The 20,485-nt window shown below is 60.1% G+C and carries 21 protein-coding genes and 1 riboswitch; of the genes, 14 read left to right on the top strand and 7 right to left on the bottom strand.

Annotated features, from left to right (window positions below):
• Positions 1–4 precede the first annotated feature (4 nt).
• Positions 5–907 carry an HAD hydrolase-like protein gene (locus L2D14_07680; GenBank protein ID WNK01299.1) on the bottom strand — a complete coding sequence of 301 codons (903 nt, stop codon included), beginning with the start codon at positions 905–907 and terminating at the stop codon, positions 5–7.
• A gap of 200 nt (positions 908–1,107) precedes the next feature.
• Between L2D14_07680 and phnD the strand changes: the two genes are divergently transcribed.
• The 7 genes from phnD (at position 1,108) to L2D14_07645 (ending at position 7,887) form a co-directional block, all read left to right on the top strand.
• Positions 1,108–2,067 (top strand): phosphate/phosphite/phosphonate ABC transporter substrate-binding protein, encoded by a 960-nt coding sequence (gene phnD, locus L2D14_07675; GenBank protein ID WNK01298.1) that lies wholly within the window; start codon positions 1,108–1,110, stop codon positions 2,065–2,067.
• 93 nt (positions 2,068–2,160) lie between these two features.
• Positions 2,161–2,955: a phosphonate ABC transporter ATP-binding protein gene (gene phnC, locus L2D14_07670; GenBank protein ID WNK01297.1), complete on the top strand. Its 795-nt coding sequence runs from the start codon at positions 2,161–2,163 to the stop codon at positions 2,953–2,955.
• Positions 2,952–3,758 (top strand): phosphonate ABC transporter, permease protein PhnE, encoded by an 807-nt coding sequence (phnE, locus tag L2D14_07665; GenBank protein ID WNK01296.1) that lies wholly within the window; start codon positions 2,952–2,954, stop codon positions 3,756–3,758. The genes phnC and phnE (L2D14_07665) overlap by 4 nt, the downstream gene beginning before the upstream one ends.
• A gap of 1 nt (position 3,759) precedes the next feature.
• The gene (gene phnE / locus L2D14_07660; GenBank protein ID WNK01295.1) at positions 3,760–4,575 is read left to right on the top strand and encodes a phosphonate ABC transporter, permease protein PhnE; all 816 of its coding nucleotides are present in this window, start codon (positions 3,760–3,762) and stop codon (positions 4,573–4,575) included.
• 109 nt (positions 4,576–4,684) lie between these two features.
• Entirely contained in the window at positions 4,685–5,278 is a 594-nt protein-coding gene (locus L2D14_07655; protein WNK01294.1) for a hypothetical protein, read from the top strand.
• A gap of 114 nt (positions 5,279–5,392) precedes the next feature.
• On the top strand, positions 5,393–6,574 hold the full coding sequence (locus L2D14_07650; protein ID WNK01293.1) for an ATP phosphoribosyltransferase regulatory subunit: 1,182 nt from the start codon (positions 5,393–5,395) through the stop codon (positions 6,572–6,574).
• Between the two features lie 20 nt (positions 6,575–6,594).
• Positions 6,595–7,887 carry an adenylosuccinate synthase gene (locus tag L2D14_07645; protein ID WNK01292.1) on the top strand — a complete coding sequence of 431 codons (1,293 nt, stop codon included), beginning with the start codon at positions 6,595–6,597 and terminating at the stop codon, positions 7,885–7,887.
• 3 nt (positions 7,888–7,890) lie between these two features.
• Here L2D14_07645 and L2D14_07640 read toward each other — a convergent pair whose 3' ends face one another.
• A complete protein-coding gene (locus L2D14_07640; protein ID WNK01291.1) occupies positions 7,891–8,970 on the bottom strand; it encodes an enolase C-terminal domain-like protein in 1,080 nt (359 codons plus the stop codon).
• Between the two features lie 216 nt (positions 8,971–9,186).
• Between L2D14_07640 and L2D14_07635 the strand changes: the two genes are divergently transcribed.
• The 3 genes from L2D14_07635 to thiC all read left to right on the top strand — a co-directional run bounded on the left by L2D14_07635 (position 9,187) and on the right by thiC (position 14,033).
• Positions 9,187–11,232: a hypothetical protein gene (locus tag L2D14_07635; GenBank protein ID WNK01290.1), complete on the top strand. Its 2,046-nt coding sequence runs from the start codon at positions 9,187–9,189 to the stop codon at positions 11,230–11,232.
• 17 nt (positions 11,233–11,249) lie between these two features.
• Positions 11,250–11,735 carry an acyl-CoA synthetase gene (locus L2D14_07630; GenBank protein WNK01289.1) on the top strand — a complete coding sequence of 162 codons (486 nt, stop codon included), beginning with the start codon at positions 11,250–11,252 and terminating at the stop codon, positions 11,733–11,735.
• 253 nt (positions 11,736–11,988) lie between these two features.
• A riboswitch (TPP riboswitch) is annotated at positions 11,989–12,121 on the top strand.
• Positions 12,122–12,176: 55 nt separating this feature from the next.
• Complete coding sequence (gene thiC / locus L2D14_07625) at positions 12,177–14,033, top strand: phosphomethylpyrimidine synthase ThiC (GenBank protein ID WNK01288.1); 1,857 nt, start codon at positions 12,177–12,179, stop codon at positions 14,031–14,033.
• A 75-nt stretch (positions 14,034–14,108) separates the two neighbouring features.
• Here thiC and L2D14_07620 read toward each other — a convergent pair whose 3' ends face one another.
• The 3 genes from L2D14_07620 to L2D14_07610 form a co-directional block, all read right to left on the bottom strand.
• Positions 14,109–14,561: a hypothetical protein gene (locus tag L2D14_07620; GenBank protein ID WNK01287.1), complete on the bottom strand. Its 453-nt coding sequence runs from the start codon at positions 14,559–14,561 to the stop codon at positions 14,109–14,111.
• A 202-nt stretch (positions 14,562–14,763) separates the two neighbouring features.
• Positions 14,764–15,345, bottom strand: a complete 582-nt coding sequence (locus tag L2D14_07615) for a thiamine pyrophosphate-dependent enzyme (GenBank protein ID WNK01286.1) — start codon at positions 15,343–15,345, stop codon at positions 14,764–14,766.
• Positions 15,346–15,359: 14 nt separating this feature from the next.
• A complete protein-coding gene (locus L2D14_07610) occupies positions 15,360–15,887 on the bottom strand; it encodes a phosphonopyruvate decarboxylase (protein WNK01285.1) in 528 nt (175 codons plus the stop codon).
• 132 nt (positions 15,888–16,019) lie between these two features.
• On the opposite strand from L2D14_07610, the gene L2D14_07605 reads away from it, so the two are divergent.
• The gene (locus L2D14_07605; protein WNK01284.1) at positions 16,020–16,319 is read left to right on the top strand and encodes a hypothetical protein; all 300 of its coding nucleotides are present in this window, start codon (positions 16,020–16,022) and stop codon (positions 16,317–16,319) included.
• A gap of 8 nt (positions 16,320–16,327) precedes the next feature.
• Here L2D14_07605 and L2D14_07600 read toward each other — a convergent pair whose 3' ends face one another.
• Positions 16,328–17,176 carry a hypothetical protein gene (locus tag L2D14_07600; protein WNK01283.1) on the bottom strand — a complete coding sequence of 283 codons (849 nt, stop codon included), beginning with the start codon at positions 17,174–17,176 and terminating at the stop codon, positions 16,328–16,330.
• A 180-nt stretch (positions 17,177–17,356) separates the two neighbouring features.
• Between L2D14_07600 and guaA the strand changes: the two genes are divergently transcribed.
• From guaA to dtd, 3 genes are read left to right on the top strand one after another with little or no spacing between them, the layout of a single operon-like run.
• Positions 17,357–18,925 (top strand): glutamine-hydrolyzing GMP synthase, encoded by a 1,569-nt coding sequence (gene guaA / locus L2D14_07595; protein ID WNK01282.1) that lies wholly within the window; start codon positions 17,357–17,359, stop codon positions 18,923–18,925.
• Positions 18,926–18,972: 47 nt separating this feature from the next.
• Positions 18,973–19,527 (top strand): NnrU family protein, encoded by a 555-nt coding sequence (locus tag L2D14_07590; protein WNK01281.1) that lies wholly within the window; start codon positions 18,973–18,975, stop codon positions 19,525–19,527.
• On the top strand, positions 19,524–19,967 hold the full coding sequence (dtd, locus tag L2D14_07585) for a D-aminoacyl-tRNA deacylase (GenBank protein WNK01280.1): 444 nt from the start codon (positions 19,524–19,526) through the stop codon (positions 19,965–19,967). The genes L2D14_07590 and dtd overlap by 4 nt, the downstream gene beginning before the upstream one ends.
• Before the next feature lie 31 nt (positions 19,968–19,998).
• Here the strand turns inward: dtd and L2D14_07580 are convergent, their stop codons facing one another.
• Positions 19,999–20,472, bottom strand: coding sequence for a hypothetical protein (locus tag L2D14_07580; protein ID WNK01279.1), 474 nt, complete (start codon positions 20,470–20,472; stop codon positions 19,999–20,001).
• Positions 20,473–20,485: the final 13 nt, after the last annotated feature.

Genomic DNA, 20,485 nt, shown 5'->3' with positions numbered 1-20,485 from the left:
ACCGTCAGATTGACGGCATAATGAAATCAGGGCAAATGCCCGATTCTTCGATACAGGCATCGACGTCCATCCCGCGCATGACACCATGCCCCGTGATCAGCGCCGTTTTCATTCCCATCGCCGCGCCGCCCAGAATATCGGTATGCAGCGTATCGCCGAGCATCAGGATACGCCGGCGGTCAACGCCCGGGGCGATACGTGAAAGCGCGGTTTCAAAGGCATTCGCATACGGCTTGCCGAAAAAAACCGGACGAATGTCCAACGCGTCATCGAGTTCATGCGCATATGACCCGGGTTCGCGGGTAAAGCCGTCTTCGCGCGGCGCAACCAGATCGGGATTGCCGACCAGCACAGGCCGCGGCCGCTCTCGCAAGGCCGCCAGAAGCGCATCCTGATGCGCACCGGTCCATCCGGAACTGCTGAGCAGAATGAAGCCGTCCGCGTCGACAAGTCCCGTCTCGTCGAGGGGATGTGTCCGACAGGGCAACTCGTCGATTGCCGAAGCGGCCGGCGCCGCCACCGCCCATCGTATATCCGGGCCATACCCCGCCAGCGCTTCCGCAAGCACCGCCCGGGACGAAACGATTTCACGATCCGAGAAATCAAAACCGAAAGCGGCGTACTTGGCCTTGTTTGCGCCAAGCGGCAAACTCGCCGCATTGGTCAGCACGATGACGCTTTTCGCGGCACCGCGCAGCAAATCGATCCTGGGCGCCGCGCCGGGGATCGCCGTTTCACCGACATTCAGAACCCCGAACGAGTCGAAAATAAAGACATCGAACTGCGCAGCGATTTCACCCAAATCCGCACACGCCAGCGCATCCTCGGGGAACACGGCGGACGGTAAACGCGCACGGATTTCCTGATAACGTCGGAACGCCCAGTCGGCATCGACTCTGGCTCTCATCAAGACTCCTCTCTGCTTGCGGCAGCGTTGAGACGCACCGGGGCACATAACCCGGGGGCATTGATAACGGCGAATGACACTGCACTGCAATCACAAGTGCAATCGTTACTGGATTCCATTCAGAAATACCGGCATGATCCGAATCGTCGGATGTCATAAAAAAACAACATATCCGACACATTGAAGATTGGGAGGTTTTCATGAAAAAGTTTATCGGTGCCGCATTGGCTGCGGTGTACCTTATGTTCAGCGGCGCCGCCAGCGCCGAAGATTGTCCGCGAAGCTTTCTTGACGAGCAATATTGCGACAGGGACGGCGACCTGACCGCCGACCTGCCGACCGACAAGAGCAAGATCGCCGATCCGGGCACCATCATCTTTGCCTATACACCGGTCGAGGACCCTGCCGTTTACGCCAAGGTGTGGGACGGCTTCATTCAGCACATGTCCAAAACCACCGGCAAGAAGGTTGTGTTCTTCCCGGTTCAGTCCAACGCCGCGCAGATCGAAGCCATGCGCTCCGGCCGCCTGCACGTCGCAGGGTTCAACACCGGCTCCAATCCGATCGCGGTCGCCTGCGCCGGGTTCGTACCGTTCGCCATGATGGCGGCGAAGGACGGTTCTTACGGCTACGAAATGGAACTGATCGTGCCGGCAGACAGCACCATCAAGTCGCCCGCCGATCTGAAGGGTCGTACCTTGGCCTTTACATCGCCGACGTCGAATTCCGGGTTCAAGGCGCCGTCCGCGCTGCTCAAGGGTGAGTTCGGCCTGATCGCCGACAAGGACTTCAAGACCACCTTCTCTGGCAAGCACGACAACTCCGTGCTCGGCGTCGCCAACAAGGATTATGAAGCCGCCGCCGTCGCCAACTCGGTGATGAACCGGATGATCCAGCGCGATGTGGTCAAGAAAGAGCAAATCCGCTCGATCTATAAATCGCAGACCTTCCCGACCACCGGGTATGGCCTGGCGCACAACCTGGATCCGGCGCTAGCCGCCAAAATCAAGGAAGCTTTCTTCTCCTTCCCGTGGGAAGGCTCGGAGCTCCAGAAGGAGTTCAAGAAAGAAGGCAGGTTTATCCCCATCACGCATAAGAAGGATTGGGACGTTATCCGCAAGATCGACTCCGCAAACGGCGTCAAATACACTTGTAAGTAAGCGTTTCTGATATCAGACCCATGGAGGTGCCGGCGGACATCGTCGGCACCTTTGTGGCTTATATCGAGACCTTAAAGAGAGGATGTATGCGCGATGTTGCGACTGGTTGATCTCGTCAAACAATACAAGACCGGCGACAAGGCGCTCAAAAGCGTCAACCTGGAAGTTCCTGACGGCCAGGTGATGGCCTTGATCGGCCCTTCGGGTGCGGGGAAATCGACGCTGATCCGCTGCGTCAACCGGCTGGTCGAGCCGACGTCAGGACAGATATTCCTCGGCGATATGCAGCTCTCGTCTTTGGGCCAGGGGGCATTGCGCCGGGCGCGTCGGCGCATGGGCATGATATTTCAGGAATACGCACTGGTCGAACGCCTGACGGTGATGGAAAACGTGCTGACGGGCCGGCTCGGCTATGTGCCGTTCTGGCGCAGTTATTTCCGCAAGTTTCCGCAATCCGATATCGACGAGGCATTTCGTCTGCTGGCGCGGGTCGGCCTTGATCACATGGTCGACAAACGCGCCGATGAGCTTTCCGGCGGGCAACGCCAGCGTGTCGGCATCTGCCGGGCATTGATCCAGAATCCGGAACTGCTTCTCGTCGATGAGCCGACGGCATCCCTCGATCCCAAGACATCCCGCCAGATCATGCGCCTGATCCGTGAACTGTGCGAAGAGCGCAACCTGTCCGCCATCATCAACATTCACGATGTCATGCTGGCGCAGATGTTCGCCGAACGCATCGTCGGCCTGCAACTGGGTGAAATCGTCTATGACGGCCCCCCCGACGGCCTGAGCCCGGATGTACTGACGCAGATTTACGGCGAGGAAGACTGGGAAGCGACGATCGCCAAGGTCGAGGACGAGGAAGAGGTCGAAGTCGTTCCATGAACCCGCCAGCCCCAGCACCGCGTTCATGGACGAAACCGCCGTTCATCCGCAGCCCCATGCTGCGCTGGGGCCTGATCGTCGGTGGTGCGGCTTATCTGGCGATCGTATTCGGCACCATGGACGTCAACTGGGGACGCGTTGCCGACGGCATTCCGCGCGGCCAGCGGTTCCTGGCATCGTTCTTCCCCCCCGATTTCATCTCCCGATCCGGCGACATTGTCGACGGCATTCTCGAAAGTCTTTGGATCACCATCATCTCGACCGTTGCCGGGATCGCCATTTCGATCCCCGTCGGCCTGGGTGCGGCGCGCAATCTGGCCCCCCGCCCGGTGTATCTGTTTTCCCGCGCGGTGCTAGCGCTTTCCCGGACCTTCCCCGAGATCATCGTCGCGCTTTTCGCCGTCAAGCTGTTCGGGTTCGGCCCGTTCGCCGGGTTCATCGCGCTTTCCGTCGGCACCATCGGCTTTTACGGCAAGCTGCTGGCCGAGGATATCGAGGATATGGACCCGTCGCAGGCCGAAGCGGTCAAGGCGACGGGCGCCGGCTGGTTCCAGTGGCTCAACTATGCCATCCAGCCGCAGGTCATGCCGCGCATGATCGGGCTCGGCATGTACCGGCTCGATATCAATTTTCGCGAATCTGCCGTTGTCGGCATCGTCGGCGGCGGCGGCATCGGCGCGACGCTGCTGACCTCGTTCGACCGTTATGAATTCGATTCCGCAGCGGCAATCCTGCTGGTCATCATCGGCATTGTCATGGCCGTCGAATATTCATCCAGCTACATCAGAAAGTGGGTCCAGTAGCATGCCGGTGCGTGAAACGACGAACAGCAAGGTCTGGCAGCGGCGTGACCGCAAATCGCAGATGTCGATCTGGGCGATACAACTCGGCTGTCTGATGGTGTTCGTGTATTGCTGGGCGCTGGTCTCGGACAAGACAATCTGGGAATTCGTCTACGATGCGCCGCATCAGGCCGCCGATATGGGCTCACGCATGGTGCCGCCGGCATGGGATTACATGGACAAGCTGTGGCTGGCGGTCTGGGACACCATCAACATCGCCACGCTGGGGACGTTAATGGCCGTCGTTCTCGCCTTCCCCATCGCCTTCCTCGCGGCCAGCAACACGACACCGTCCAGGGTATTCATCCGGCCCATCGCACTGTTCATCATCGTCTCGTCCAGATCCATCAACTCGCTGTTGTGGGCGCTGATGCTGGTCACCATCATCGGTCCGGGCGTTCTCGCCGGGGTGCTGGCGATCGGATTCCGTTCCATCGGCTTCTGCGCCAAGCTGCTGTACGAGGCGATCGAGGAAATCGACACCACACAGGTCGAGGCCGTCACCGCCACCGGTGCAAGCGGCCCGCAGATCCTGCATTACGGAATCGTGCCGCAAATCCTGCCCGCGTTTGCCGGCATTTCCGTATTCCGCTGGGATATCAACATCCGTGAATCCACCGTTCTCGGCCTTGTCGGTGCCGGCGGCATCGGTCTGCAGTTGAATGCGTCGATCAACAATGTCGCCTGGACCCAGGTTTCCCTGATCTTGCTGGTCATTTTGGGCACTGTCATCGTCAGCGAGTGGGTCTCTGCGAAAGTCCGCCACGCAATTATTTGACGCCTTGAATACCCGTCCGGAAAGAGGCACGTTCTGCCGCGTGTTGACTCTCTAATGGGAAGGTGATTCCCTGATTCCCACGTTACATCTGATTTCTGAGGACCGTGATATGCGAACCGGCGTTTTCGCCTTCAGCGCTTGGCTTTTCAGCCTTCTGATCTGTGCATCCCCGCTTTTGGCGCAGGGTGTCGAGGTGAATGCCGTCTCATTCGCCGCATTTCCGCGTGGCGAGAATATCACCGTTGAAACCTATGACGATTCCGAAACCGTCTTGAAACTCAAGAAACAGTTTGAAGAAGAGCTTCGTTCTCAGGGCTATACCGTCACGGAAGGGGCGCGGCTGATCCTCAGCTTCGAGACCCAGGATACGTCCGGCAAGTGGAGCGGCGGCGGCCCCAACAGACTGGTTCAGATCGGCAACAGCGAAAATCACACCGGCAAGGACGCCCCCGATGTGCGCCTCAATATATTCGATTCGCAGCGTGGCGGCATTCTGAACCCCAAGCGGGACAAGGGCATCACCCAGATCGCCCCGAGCCAGTTCCGTATCGACGCCACTGTTGAAGACCGGCAGACCGGCAAGCGTCTGTGGCAGGGCTGGAGCGTCACCGACATGATCGCCGGTAGCGAGGAAACCATGCTGCACCGTTCGTTGGTGAAACCGATTGTCGATAACATCGGCAAAACCGTCCGTAGCGAATAAGCCTTCCATACCTCTCCCATCCTTGCCCTTCGCGCGCAAAACCGTTACGAAACGTGCGCGCTTGTGGCATGCTCGGCAGGCTGCGCCGGGGAATTTTCATTTAGGTTTCATTTGATGGCGAAATCGACGGAAAAAGCACTTTTGCCTGCCGGACTGACGGACGGGCTGCCGCCGAATGCGGCGTTCGAGGCCGATGTCCGCGAACGCCTCGTCGCCTCGTTTGTCGGACGCGGTTTCGACCGTGTCGCGCCGCCGCTTGTCGAGTTTGAAGACAACCTGCTGGCCGGCACCGGCGCCGCCATGGCCGAACAGACATTCCGCCTTATGGATCCTGTTTCACAGCGCATGATGGGACTTCGCGCCGATATCACGCCGCAGGCCGCGCGCATTGCGACAACCCGGCTTGCACATGAACCCCGTCCGCTACGTCTTTGTTACGGTGGCGAAGTCCTCCGTATTCGTGGTTCGCAACTGCGCCCGGAACGCCAGTTCAGCCAGGCCGGCGCCGAGCTGATCGGCACCGCCGATCCGCGTGCCGATGCGGAAATGGTGCTGATGGCCGCCGAAACCCTGGCCACACTGGGAATCAAGGACATCAAGGTCGACCTGTGTCAGCCGACGCTGGTGCCGCATGTCATGGCAGCAATGAATATCGTCGGCGAAGATGCCGCCCGTATTCGTGCCGCGCTCGACGCCAAGGACGCTGCCGAGGTCAAGACGCTGTCCGGCGCGCTCGGTGACGAGGCACGCAGCCTTTTCGTCAAATTGCTGGCGGCCTCCGGTCCTTCCGAGGCCGTCGCGCCGAAAATCGCGGAACTCCCGCTTTCCGGCGCTGCGGCCCAGGCGCGCGATACCTTGCTTGAGACCGTGTCGCTGATTGAACGCGCCGACCCCGCGCTCGACCTGACGCTCGATGCCGTCGAAAATCGCGGCTTTGAATACCACTCCGGTGTAACTTTCACCTTGTTTGCGCCCGGCGTGCGCGGCGAACTGGGTTCGGGCGGACGATATGTCGCCGGTCCCAACGATGCCGCCAACCCTTCCGATGGCGAGCCGGCGACCGGGTTCACGCTTTTCCTGGACAGCATCCTGCGTGCCATAAGCGTGCCGCAGGCGGCACCGAAGATCTATCTGCCTGAAGGCACGCCCCGCAGCACGGGCGCCGCGCTCCGCGAAGAGGGTTATCGCACCATTGAAGGGTTTTCATCCGGCGCCGGGGCTGAAGACGATGCCCGGCGTATGAAATGCACACATTTACTGCAGGGTGGCTCACCAAAGCCGCTCGGCAATCTTTAAGTCCGAAGGAGACAGTTCGCATGGCCAATGTTGTCGTGATCGGCTCGCAATGGGGTGATGAAGGAAAAGGCAAAATTGTCGACTGGCTGTCGGAACGCGCCGATGTCGTGGTGCGTTTTCAGGGCGGTCACAATGCCGGCCATACCCTGGTCATCGATGGTGTCACCTATAAACTGAGCCTCTTGCCGTCCGGTATCGTCCGCAAAGGCAAGCTGTCGATCATCGGCAACGGCGTCGTTGTCGATCCGTGGGCGCTGATGAGCGAAATCGAGAAAATCAAGGAACTCGGTGTCCAGGTCAGCCCGGAAAATCTGCGCATCGCCGAAAATGCGGTACTGATCTTGCCGCTTCACAAAAACCTGGATCAGGCGCGCGAGCAAGCGGCCGGCAAAGCCAAGATCGGCACCACCGGACGCGGCATCGGACCGGCCTACGAAGACAAAACCGCCCGCCGTGCGATCCGCGTTGGCGATCTGGCCGACACCGACGTGCTGGCCGACAAGGTCGAGGCCCTGCTGTTCCACCACAACGCGCTGCTGCGCGGCATGGACATGCCGGAAGTCGATGGCGCCCAGTTGCTCAAGGAACTCAATGACATGGCGCCGCTGCTGCTGCCTTATGCGGCGACGGTGTGGCAGGACCTCGATGAGATGCGCCGCAAAGGCAACCGCATCCTGTTCGAGGGTGCCCAAGGCACGATGCTCGACATCGACCACGGCACGTATCCTTTCGTTACATCGTCGAATACCGTCGCCGGCCAGGCCGCCATCGGTTCGGGTCAGGGGCCGGGCGCCATCGATTACGTGCTCGGCATCACCAAGGCATATACGACACGGGTCGGTTCCGGACCGTTTCCAACGGAACTGCTTGATGATATCGGCGAGCGTCTCGGCGAACGGGGCCGTGAATTCGGGGTCGTTACCGGCCGCAAGCGCCGTTGTGGCTGGTTCGATGCCGTTTTGGTCCGCCAGGCCGTCAAGGTCAACGGCATCAACGGTATCGCACTGACGAAACTCGATGTGCTGGACGGCCTTAAGGAACTCAACGTCTGCATCGGTTACGATATCGACGGTCAGAAATTCGATCACCTGCCCGCTTCGACCGTACGACAGAGCCGCGTCACGCCGATTTACGAGACTCTCGACGGCTGGGATGAAAGCACCCAGGGTGCGCGCTCGTGGGCGGATTTGCCGGCAACGGCGATCAAGTACATCCGCCGTATCGAGGAACTGATCGATGCGCCGGTGGCACTGCTGTCGACCAGTCCCGAGCGCGACGACACGATCCTCGTGCACGATCCGTTCGAGGACTAGGGACTAAACCGCGAATTCGGCGACCTTCTTCGGATCCCATTCGATACCGAGGCCGGGACCGCGCGGTGTGACCATGCCGTCTTTGGCGTCATAGGCTTCCCTGAGTAACGGCCGCGCCTTGTCGAGATATTCAAGCCAATGCGCACCGGACGTAGCCGCCAGTGCATGCGCACTGACTTCAACAAAGGCATGGCTAGAGACCGGCAGCCCGGCAGCTTCGGCAAGACCGGCCGCCGACATCCATCCCGTGAAACCGCCGATCTTCATCATATCGGGCATGACGTAATCGCTGGCACCGGCATTGATCGCATTGGTCGCCCCTGCCGGATGCCACCAGTTCTCGCCGGTCTGGACCTTGATTGGGCTTTTCATCCGAACGGCCGCATGCCCGGCCAGATCCTCCGCCGGCACCGGTTCTTCAAGCCAGTAGATATCATACGGTGCCAGGCGCGCCGCATGGCTGAGCGCACTTTGCACGTCAAGCGACTGGTTATAGTCGATCATCAGGTGAACATCCGGGCCGATGACGTCACGCACAGCGGCGACACTGGCCAGATCGGCGGCGAATTCGCCAACGCCGAGCTTGATCTTGATCGCCTTGAAGCCCGCTTTGATGCTGTCTTCAACCAGTCCCAGATCTTCACCGGGGTCGATAAAGCCGAAACTGTCATAGGCCTGGATCGGCTTTTCCTCGCCGCCCAGCAGACGGCACACCGATTTTCCTTCAATTTTGCCGCGTGCATCCCAGATTGCCTGTTCGATGCCTGCGAAATACATCCCCAACAGCCCCTGAATGCCCAGCAGGCGGAACGCAGATTGGAACCTGTCCATTTGTGCCGCCGGGTCGAGCGGCTGGTTCGAAAACATCTCACCGATGCTGCCATGCAGCGCAGCCATCGCGCTCAGCATTTTCGGCGTATAGGTGAAAATATAAGAGGTTCCCGTAATCCCGGCATCCGTATCGACATCGATGAGACACAACGCCGCCCCGGGCAGTGTCCCCGACGCCGTTCGCATGGGCCGGGACAAGGGCACCAGGACCGGGGTCAATCCGATCCGTGTTATCGTGGTCTGTTCTGACATCGCCGCCCCCCTCTTTATACTGCCCGCAAGTGGCTTCCGCCAACCGATCCCAGCCGTTTCCATGTTAACCATACTCCCCGGAAACCAAAGGAAAAGCTTGCGATTTTCAACGTTTACCGATTCAATAGGGCCTCTGGTCAAAGAGAAACGATTTTGACCAAGGTGCCGGTTATGCAAATGTGCATTTCGGCGTAACGTTCTTTAAGGACGCGTGCGATGGCAGAAGAGCCTTTTGACGCGGACGAGATCGATGAAGCGCCTCCCCCGAGGGGCGGTTCGGTAGTTCTTCGTGAGCGCTTTATCATCAACGGTGACAAACCGTTGCCCGGTCTCGACTCGCCCAATGCCAAGGCCTATATGGCGGAAGATCGTCACGATCTGTCGCGCAATCTGTTTGCGCTTGTCTGCACCCCCGGCATTCCGTTGCGTACCCGCGAGATAAGAAAATTCAAGACGTCGCCGGGTGCCGGCATGCTCGAGCTTGTCGATTGGGAAAGCGTTTTCTGGCCGGTCATCGGTCAACGGACCATGATCATCGTCTATGAACGCCCGATGGGTGGGCGGGTCATCGATCAGATCCGGAGCGGACAAGCCCGCATCACCGAATATGACATCCCGCGCAAGATCATTCAGCCGATCGTCGAGGGTCTTCGGCATATCAAAACGCTGAACACCGCTCATCGCGCGCTACGTCCTGAAAACATCTTCTTTCTCGACGAAGATCTTCAGGAAATCGTCCTCGGCGATTGCGTGACCGCGCCTGAGGGTTTCGATCAGCCGCTGATGTACGAGCCGCTTGAACGCGCGCTCGCCAGCAGCCCGGCCGGGCGCGGCACCGGTTCTACGACCGATGATTTGTATGCGCTCGGCGCATCAATTGTTGTGCTGACACTGGGCACCAATCCGATCGAGCGCATGAAGGGCGAAGACCTTTTGTTTCGGCGCACAAATCTCGGCAGCTATGCCGCCGTATGCGGCAATGCGCGGATTCCGATGTCGCTGCTTGAACCGCTCCGCGGCCTGTTGTCCGACAACCCTACTGAACGCTGGGGTCTGGATGAAATTTCAAATTGGCTAAACGGACTCAAACAGACGCCGCAGCAGAAGAAGCCAGCCCGCAAAGGAGATACGCCGCTTCGCTTCGGCGGACGCGACCACACCAACGTGCGGACCATCGCACACGCCTTTAACCGGCAGATTCCCGAAGCCGTGAAGGCGCTCAAGGACGAGACTTTTCATGCATGGCTGAAACGCTCCGCCGGCGAGGGCGACTTGTCGGAAGCCCTCAAGGGCTATGTCGATACGGCGAACTTTCACAAGGATGACCATCAGGGAACCGATGAATATCTGGTGGCACGGTGCTGTGCGGCGATGGACCCGCACGGGCCAATCCGCTACAAGGGCGTTTCCGTCTACCTCGACGGGTTTGGGCCGATGCTGGCCATGGAAGTTATCCGGGACGGGAACGTTCAGGTGCTGACGGAAATCATCAACAAGGATATCTATCAGTTCTGGGTCGGCGATCGCGCCGTGTTCCTCGACTCGCTTGAAATCGCACAAATGTTCGCGCAAATGAAGGTCTGGTTGAACACCAACGAGGCCGGCCAGGGGCTGGAGCGCTGCCTGTATGAACTCAATACCGGTTTAGCCTGCCAAAGCCAGCACATCATCGAAGACGGCATCATCTTCATCGAAGATCTGTTACCCGCCCTCGACCGGGCGGCCAATCATGCCGATAGCCACTCCAAGCCCGTCGACCGGCATGTTGCCGCGTTCATAGCGGCCCGCTTCAACGAGGATATTCTGCCGCATTTGCGCGCACTCGCAGCGCCGAAAGAAAGCACATCCATAATCGGCATGCTGAGTTTACTCGCCTTTCTTCAATGGAAGCTGAAAACCGAACCCGTTTTCGGACTCACGAGTTGGATCGGCGGACTGCTCGGCCCGGCGATCAATGCCTATCATAGCCGCACCATGCGTCGGGATCTGGAGAAAGAAATTCCAAAACTGGTCAGGCGCGGCAGTCTGCCGGACATGTTCGATCTGATCGACAACGCCGAAAAACGACGTGAAGATCAGGACGGTTACGCCGACGCCGTGGATGAATATGCCATCTGCGCGCAGGAAATCATGGAAATCGAAGGCAGCGGAAACGAACTGACGGAAAAGGCAGAAAAAACCGGTCAGAAAACAGCCGCAACGATTTCGATCATAACCACCATGATTGCGGTGACGATCATGTTCTTCTCGGAAATCTTGTAAGGGAGCCGGGAAACATCATGCGCGTTATAGTCTGGTCCCTGCTGATTTTTGCCCTGCTGCTGATCGTTGCGCTGCCGACGGTTATGCTGATCGCCTTTGCCATGCTACCGACGATTGTCGCAGTCATCATCGACCGGACCGAGGAACGTTCCGCGGCATTCTGCGTCGGCGGCCTTAATTTCTGCGGCATGTTCCCGTATCTGATGGACCTCTGGTTCGGCGATCATGACCTTGGTCAGGCAATCCAGATCCTCACCGATGTCTTCGCATTGGCCGTCATGTACGGCGGCGCATGTATGGGCTGGATGCTCTATCTGTCATTACCGCCGGTCATCGCGTCGTTTATTCAGGTCATGTCGGAACGGCGACTGGAACAGCTTCGCAAAACACAACGTCAAATCCTCGATGAATGGGGCGATGAAGTGATCACCGATGCAGACCTAGGCGGTGACGGTCTGACTCCTCAGCAACCTGCCGACGAGAAAGTACCGGCGGCCGCCTAGCCTCTAAAGCGCGACCGGCAATATCAAATAAGCAGCCGTTCCCCTGCCTTCTTCGCTTTCCAACCGGAATTCCGCATGCATCGGAGCCGCCAGTGAAGCGGCGACCGGCTAACCAAGGCCCATGCCTTGCTCTTTCCGGGTCAGCTCGTTTTAGACCTGCAGCTTGAAAACTATTGATTCTGCGGCTTTTCCCCAGGCACCTCGCAATCGCCCCCTTGACCCCGGCGCCGATAAGCCGCAACATCATGGCGTAATTTGTTCCGCGGGGAGCCTTGGTTGACAGGGCTGAGAGTCCGCCTGATCGCAGCCTTATGCAGCGAAACGGCGGTGACCCGTCGAACCTGATCCGGGTGACACCGGCGTAGGGATCGGAACGTTAAACCCGTTCTTCCTTCCTGAAACCGTCCCGGGTCTCCTGATTTATTGGAGAGGATCCCCAGGATGAACGTTATACGCAAACCCGCCAATGCCGACGTGACACACGGTCCGCTGCCGGCGTCCGAAAAAATATATATCCAGGGCGAACGCCTGGGCGGCGTCGGTGTGCCGATGCGCCGCATTCATGTGCATGAAAGCGCCAACGAAGAGCCGCTGACGGTTTACGACACGTCCGGCATTTATACCGATCCCAATGCGCATATCGACATCGACACCGGTCTGCCGCGTATTCGCGAGGCATGGATCGAAGCACGCGGCGATACCGAGAGCTATCAGGGCCGCGATATCAAGCCGGAAGACAACGGCAATGTCGGCGACGACAAGCTGGTGCCGCAATTCCCGACCGCGAATGCGCCGCGCCGTGCCAAGAAAGGCGTCAAATCCATCTCGCAGATGGCTTATGCACGCCAGGGTATCGTCACGCCTGAAATGGAATACGTGGCGATCCGTGAAAACCTGCTACGCGACCTGTCGCCCGAGGAAGCCGCCAAGCTGAAGGCCGAGGCCGAGCGCTGGGGGGCGGAAATTCCCGACGTGGTGACGCCGGAATTCGTCCGCGACGAAGTTGCGCGCGGCCGTGCCATCATCCCCAACAACGTCAACCACCCGGAAACCGAGCCGATGGCCATCGGCCGCAATTTCCTGGTCAAGATCAACGCCAACATCGGCAACTCCGCCGTCACCTCGTCGGTCGCCGACGAAGTCGACAAGATGGTGTGGGCGATCCGCTGGGGTGCCGACACCGTCATGGACCTGTCGACGGGCCGCAACATCCACAACATCCGCGACTGGATCATCCGCAATTCGCCGGTGCCGATCGGCACCGTGCCGATCTATCAGGCGCTTGAAAAAGTCGAACGCGCCGAGGACCTGACCTGGGAAATCTATCGCGACACGCTGATCGAACAGTGCGAACAGGGCGTCGACTATTTCACCATCCACGCCGGCATCCGCCTCAAGCACATTCACCTCACGGCAGACCGGGTCACTGGCATCGTCAGCCGCGGCGGCTCGATTATTTCGCAGTGGTGCCTGGCGCATCACAAGGAAAGCTTCCTGTATGAGAAGTTCGACGAGATCTGCGACATCCTTGCCGCCTATGACGTCGCGTTCTCGCTGGGTGACGGGTTCCGCCCCGGTTCCGGCGCCGATGCCAACGACGCGGCACAGTTCGCCGAGCTGGAAACACTGGGCGAACTGACCAAGATCGCCTGGGCCAAGGACGTGCAGGTGATGATCGAAGGCCCCGGCCACGTGCCGATGCACAAGATCAAGCTGAACATGGAAAAGCAGTTGGACGTCTGCGGCGAAGCCCCTTTCTACACGCTGGGCCCGCTCGTCACCGACATCGCGCCGGGTTACGACCACATCACTTCGGGGATCGGTGCCGCCATGATCGGCTGGTACGGCACGGCGATGCTGTGTTACGTGACCCCGAAGGAGCATCTGGGCCTACCTGATCGCAACGACGTCAAGGAAGGCGTGGTCACCTACAAGATCGCGGCGCACGCCGCCGATCTGGCCAAGGGCCATCCGGGTGCGGCGGCGCGCGACGATGCACTTTCGCGCGCACGGTTCGAGTTCCGCTGGGAAGACCAGTTCAACCTCGGTCTCGATCCCGACCGGGCGCGTGACTTTCACGACCAGACCCTGCCCAAGGACGCGCACAAGACGGCGCACTTCTGTTCCATGTGCGGGCCGAAATTCTGCGCCATGGAGATCACCAACCTTGTGCGCGACTACGCCAAGGACGGCATGGAGGAAATGTCGAAGAAGTTCGTCGACGAAGGCGCCGAGCTTTACAAGGAAGAGTACAAGGACGAAGCCGCCAAGGTCGCGGCGTCCGGCGACGACGACTGATCACGAACCGGTTAGATCGATCAAGCCCTCATCCTGAGGAGCCCCTAAAGGGCGTCTCGAAGGATGGGGGCTTTTTCATGCTGGCCCCGACATCGCCTCCGCTGCAGCAACACCCTCGCCGCCGAAACGCGTACACAGCCCACCGATCAGCAGACCGACCACGGCGCCTTCAAGCAGCAGCCAGTAAACCGAACTCCATACGCTTTCCGGTCCGAAACCCGCCGTCATCATGGCGCTCAGGTCGGTATGCGCGATCAGCACGATCAGCAGGTTCATCCATGCGCCGACCAGGGGTGCGCGGAACCACCACGGCATCGGTATATGCAGCACCGGGTGCCAGGTGACGACGCCGAACACGGCGATCATCCCGCCGACGGTCGCGTACCAGAACAGGAAACCGACGCGCAGATGCATGCCGACTTCGGGCCAGAACCACGGCAGCGCAAAAAAGCCGATGATGCCGAGCACGAAGCCGACACCCTTGCCGATGACGATGCGCGTGAACAAAGACGGATTGCCGAAAAGCATGTCGCCCTCCTTTGTCATATGTAAGACCTTTGATTGTAGGCTATCACACATGCGACAAAAGAGCGCATTGAGAGCGGATCAATTCCCCCTCACCTGTCCTCTCCCCCACTTCGTGGTGGAGAGGGACTCACGCATTCACGCACGTTTTTACTATTCCCTCTCCCCCTTCTAGGGGGAGAGGTTAGGTGAGGGGGTGATCTAATCAGGCCGCCTGAAACGCCGCCTTGAACCTGACCCGGCATTCGGCCGGGTTCATGTTACGTTTGAACTTGGTCGGCTCACCGGCCATGACGCGAAGCCACAGAAAGCGCGGACCGTCGCCGGACTTGACGAATTCGGCGGCGTCCTTGAGCCCGGCGTCGGTTGAGACCGTCAGGACATTCTCGATCCCGAAGCCGTCGGCGACCTTTGCCAGGTTGGTACGCACCGACGTGTGCCCGTCCTGACCGCCGGTCTCCCCGTGCCCGCCGTTATCGACACAGACGATGGTCAGATTCTTCGGCGCCTGGCTGGCGATGGTCGCCAGCGAGCCGATGTTCATCATCATCTCGCCGTCACCGGCAATGACGACCACGTCGCGCTCAGGTGCGCCCAGCGCCATACCGAGCCCCATGGTCATGGACGCGCCCATGCAGCCGGCCATGGTGAACATATTCGCCCCGTCGCCCGTCAGCGCAGCAGCATCGCGGGCCGGCCCGGCAAGGCCGGTCACGAACAGGTAATCGTCCGGGTTCGGGAAAATCTGCGGCAGTGCGCCGACACGGTTCAGTGTTACTTCGGTCATTCTATCATTCCCCCTCAAAAGCCCTTGGCGCCCAGGAACTTCTGGCTCAGCACAAGTGCGGCCGACTTCCCTGCCCTGAAAACGGTATCCAACGCTGCCGTTGCGGCACCTTCGAGCTCGTCGGCGCGTTCCACCTTGAATACCAGCACGCCCATCGCTTCGAGGATCGGTTCCACCGCCTCGCCCATCGGGTACTGCCAGGGGTTTTGCTCGCCGTAATCGCCGCGCATGGAAACGAACATGAAGACCGGAAAATTCCCGCCCTTCACGAACGACAGAAAGTTGGGGCAGTTGCCGACGCCGGACGATTGCATCATCAGCACCGCTTTTTCGCCGACCAGGTCGGCGCCCGCGGCCAGCGACACGCCCTCTTCCTCGGTCGTCAGCAGCACCGTCCGGGTTTCGTTATCTTCATCGGCGAGTTCGACCATGCGCGCATTGCCCGCGTCCGGGATATAGCTGAACAAACGGACGCCCGCGTCCTTGAACTGCTTGAATAAGTTCCGCGACCATTGATCGTGCGGGTGCACGCTTCCGTCCATAAATATAGCCCTCCCAAGGCTGATGTCGGCTGATTGATCCGTAAGACTGGCCCTTACGTTAGCGCGCCCAGAAGATTTCGCAATCCACGATCTGCGTGATAATCTGAAAACACCGCATGAAAGGAGGCCGATATGCGCCTGTTTGCACTGTCCGTACTTTTTGCCGTGACCCTTGTGGCAATCATGTCCCCCCACTCCGATACACGCGCCCAATCGACGAGCGATCCGAACGTCTGCTTCAAGACCTGCATCGAAACCTATGGGGCCAGCAAGAAGCAGGCCTGCGCACTGCAATGCGGCTTCGGCAAGGGTGCCACAAGCGGCGGACAGGGCCGCGACTGCGGCTCCATTTACAAGAAATGCCTCGCGCAGTGCGGCGGCAACAGCAGTTGCAAAAACCAGTGCCGCAAGCAACGAACCCAGTGCTTCTAGAATAAAGTCTACTTCGCCGACATCATGGCCCGGCAGCGGGCTGCCAGTTCACCTTCGGATGCGTCCGTCAGCGGCTTGCCGTTGAAGGTCATCTCACCGGTATTGATGTTAAATCGCACCGTGCCGACATTCAGGCTCATCCCTGAACTTTTGGCGACCGTTTCCGCCGCCGCCAGCGCTGCCGTGTCCGCAGCCGCTGAATCCGCCGCTGCCTGCGTTGCGGTCTCGTTGGCCTCGGTTGCCGTAGCATCGGGGGCATAGCCGATCGCCTCGGCTGCTGCCTTGGCGGTCTGTGCCGCGCTCAATGCCGTTGAAACGTCATCCGATGTCGCCGCCGTCTGTGCTGCGTCATACGCGGTTTGCGTCGCTGCCAGACCCGCCTCGGCGGTCTCTGCCGCCGCGGCAAGGGCGGCATCGTCCGGGGCTGCGGCTGCTGCGGCCACGGCGGCGTCATATACCGTCTCTGCACCGGCCAGGGACAGCGCCGCCGAATCGACAGCCGCATTGGTCGCGGCGACCGATCGTTCGGCGGCAATCGCAGCGGCCTTGTCTGCCGCCAATTGCTCTTCCGGGCCATCCAGATAAGCCGTCAGATCCTTGGTAATATTGAACTCGAAGACATCGGGCAGCGGGATTGTGAAGCCACCGCTGGCATCCGCCGGCACGACCGGATTGCCGCGAACATCGACCCCGGGCTTATAGGCGACATCGGCACTGGCCTGATGACGCACGATGCGCTGACAGTCGCGCTTGGTGATTCGCACCTTCGGCGCGGCCGGCACCGTATCGCCCTTGGTTACGGCTTCCGGCGCACCGTCCGCCGTCTGCGCCTGCACGCCGGTAACGGCTGAAAGCATGCATGCCAGCAGTGCTGCCCGTGATACGGCGCCCGAAAATCCCGAATATCTGCGATTTATCGGCAAAATCGCGCTCTCCTCTTGCAAACCGCCATTGTCCGGCGATTCCGTATCGAAATGGTTAACAATCCGTCAACCATCTCCTCTTTCCTTTTCGGGAGCGATCCGGTATCAGACCTCATGTCCGACATTCTCGCCCAGCATGACCATATTCTGATCGTCGATTTCGGCTCGCAGGTGACGCAACTCATCGCGCGCCGGGTCCGGGAATCAGGGGTCTATTGCGAAATTCATCCGTTCAATCAGATCACTGCCGAAAGCCTGACGGCATTCGCGCCCAAAGGTATCATCCTCAGCGGCGGCCCGGCCAGCGTGCACGAGGCGACGACGCCGCGCGCGCACGACGCCGTGTTTGCGCTGGGTGTGCCGGTGTTCGGTATCTGCTATGGCGAACAGACCATGGTGCAGCAGATGGGCGGCCAGGTTCAGCCCTCGACGCACCGCGAGTTCGGCCGCGCCTTCGTGGAAATCCAGAAGGACTGCTGCCTGTTCGAGGGCATCTGGAAACCCGGCGAGCGGCATCAGGTGTGGATGAGCCACGGCGACCGTATCGATGCGATCCCGGACGGCTTCGACGTGGTCGCAACGTCGGACGGCTCGCCGTTCGCGATCATCGCCGACGAGGCACGCAAACTTTACGGCGTGCAGTTCCACCCGGAAGTCATGCACACACCGGACGGCGCCAAGCTTTTGAATAACTTCACGCACAAGATTTGCGGCGCGTCCGGCGACTGGACCATGGCGTCCTTCAAGGACGAGGCGATCCAGAAAGTCCGCGATCAGGTCGGCAGCGGCCGTGTCATCTGCGGGTTATCGGGTGGCGTCGACAGTTCCGTCGTCGCGGTCCTGTTGCATGAAGCCATCGGCGATCAGTTGACCTGCGTCTTTGTAGACCACGGCCTGATGCGCGCCAACGAGGCCGACGAAGTGGTGTCGCTGTTCCGCGATCATTACAACATTCCGCTCGTGCACCGGAACGCCGAAGAACTTTTCCTGGGCGAGTTGGACGGGGTCTCCGATCCGGAAATCAAACGCAAGACCATCGGCAAACTGTTCATCGACGTCTTTGACGAAGAAGCCAAGGCTGTCGGCGGCGCGGATTTCCTGGCGCAGGGCACGCTGTATCCGGACGTGATCGAGTCGGTCTCGTTCACCGGCGGGCCGAGCGTCACCATCAAGTCGCACCATAATGTCGGCGGGCTGCCGGAACGCATGAACATGCAACTGGTCGAGCCGCTGCGCGAACTTTTCAAGGACGAGGTCCGCGCGCTCGGCCGTGAACTGGGTCTGCCCGACAGCTTCGTTGGGCGGCATCCGTTCCCGGGCCCGGGTCTGGCGATCCGCGTGCCGGGTGTCATCACCAAAGATCGGCTCGATATCCTGCGCGCCGCCGACGTGATCTATCTCGACGAGATCCGCCGCGCCGGGCTGTACGACACCATCTGGCAGGCTTTCGCCGTGCTTCTGCCGGTGCAGACCGTCGGCGTCATGGGCGATGCCCGAACATATGATTTCGTCTGTGCGTTGCGCGCCGTGACCTCGACCGACGGCATGACGGCGGACTACTATCCCTTCGATCACGAGTTCTTGGGCCGCGTCTCCAGCCGCATCGTCAACGAGGTCAAAGGCATCAACCGCGTCGTTTATGACGTCACCTCGAAGCCGCCCGGCACCATCGAGTGGGAGTGATCCGGCGGCCCTGACGGCAAGGCCGGCGCGGGCATCAGGAGGCTGGCATGATTTACCTCATCACAGGTCTCGCAACTTTCTTTGTCGTGCATGCGTTCCCCTGGTTTCCGGCATGGCGCAGCGCCGCCCGCGAGAAACTCGGCGTATCTGTCTACATCACGATCTTTGTCCTGTTCTCGCTCGGCAGTCTCGCCCTGATCGTTCTGGGTTATGCGACGACCGAGCGCGCCCACCTTTGGGCTGCACCGGCATGGGGACGAACGCTTGCCTATATCGCGGTTCCGCTCGCGGTGACGCTGGTGATCAGCGCCTATGGCGGCACCAACATCCAGCGCCTGACGGCGCATCCGCTATCGTGGGGCATCGGTCTCTGGGCAGCGGTGCACCTGCTCAACAACGGCGATCTGCCGTCGCTGCTGATGTTCGGTGTTTTTCTGATTTATGCAGCGGTTGCAGGTGTCGCGGAGGGACGGAAGGGCGTGCAAAAAGTAACGATGCGCGCGCCGCTGTGGCGCGATGCGCTGGCGCTCGTGATCGGCGGCGCCGTCGCTGCGGCGATTGCGCATCTGCATGAAAACCTGTTCGGAGTCAGTGTGTTATGAAAGCCGTTCTGCAGCGCGTCCTGGAAGCATCGGTCAAAGTCGACGGCGAAACCGTCGGCGAAATCGCAAACGGGATCGTCATTCTGTTCTGCGCCGAGCGCGGTGACAGCGACGCCGACGCCATCCAGTTTGCGCATAAAGCTGCAAAATTGCGCATATTTTCCGATGAGAACGGCAAAACCAACCTCGATATTAACGAAGTTAAGGGCAAAATCCTCGCCATCAGCCAGTTTACCCTGGCCGCGCAGTGGCGGAAGGGAAACCGCCCCGGATTTTCCGCCGCCGAGACCCCCGAGCGCGCCAAACAGCTTTACGAATTATACTGCGACACGCTTCGAGAAGACGGTATTGCCGTCGAGACCGGAATCTTCGCCGCCGAGATGAGAGTTGCACTGATCAACGACGGCCCGTTCACCCTCGTCATGGATAGCCGCGACTAGCACGCGGCGGGATCGCGGAAATTTTCCGCCGTTAGCCCATCCGCTCGCGGAGCAGCGCCAGCAACTGACGGAGGTCGCGTTCCATCGCCGGCTGCGGCCCCTTGAGGTTTTGGCGGAACACCGCGCGCATCGCCAGGATGTGCACCTTGACGATTTCCGATTCCCGGACCCCGAGTTTCTTCCTGCCTTCGAGGAACTTGCACAGCGAATCGCCGATCGTCGAGATCAGCTGGAAACCGAAGCTGCCGCCCTCGCCGCGGATGCCGTGCGCGATTTCATACATTTCCGCGATCTGAGCGGACTCACTGCCCGCCTTATGCTGCTCCTGAAACGCCTTCCACAGCGCCGAAAGATCGTCCACGGCCCAGCCCTGATAATTGTCCATCAGGTCCTCGGCGGCATTCAGGGCGCGCAGGATCGCCTGCTCGGGTTCCGGTCCGCCGGTTTTCTTGACCTTGCGTCTGAGCCGGTCGGGCGGCTGGAATTTCTGCGGTCGGTTGGCCATGTGGGGGTCAGTC

The sequence above is a fragment of the Thalassospiraceae bacterium LMO-JJ14 genome (assembly GCA_021555105.2).
Taxonomy (GTDB): domain Bacteria; phylum Pseudomonadota; class Alphaproteobacteria; order Rhodospirillales; family Casp-alpha2; genus UBA4479.
Note: the sequence above shows the minus strand (reverse complement) of the source record. Positions and strands in the feature narration are given on the sequence as shown.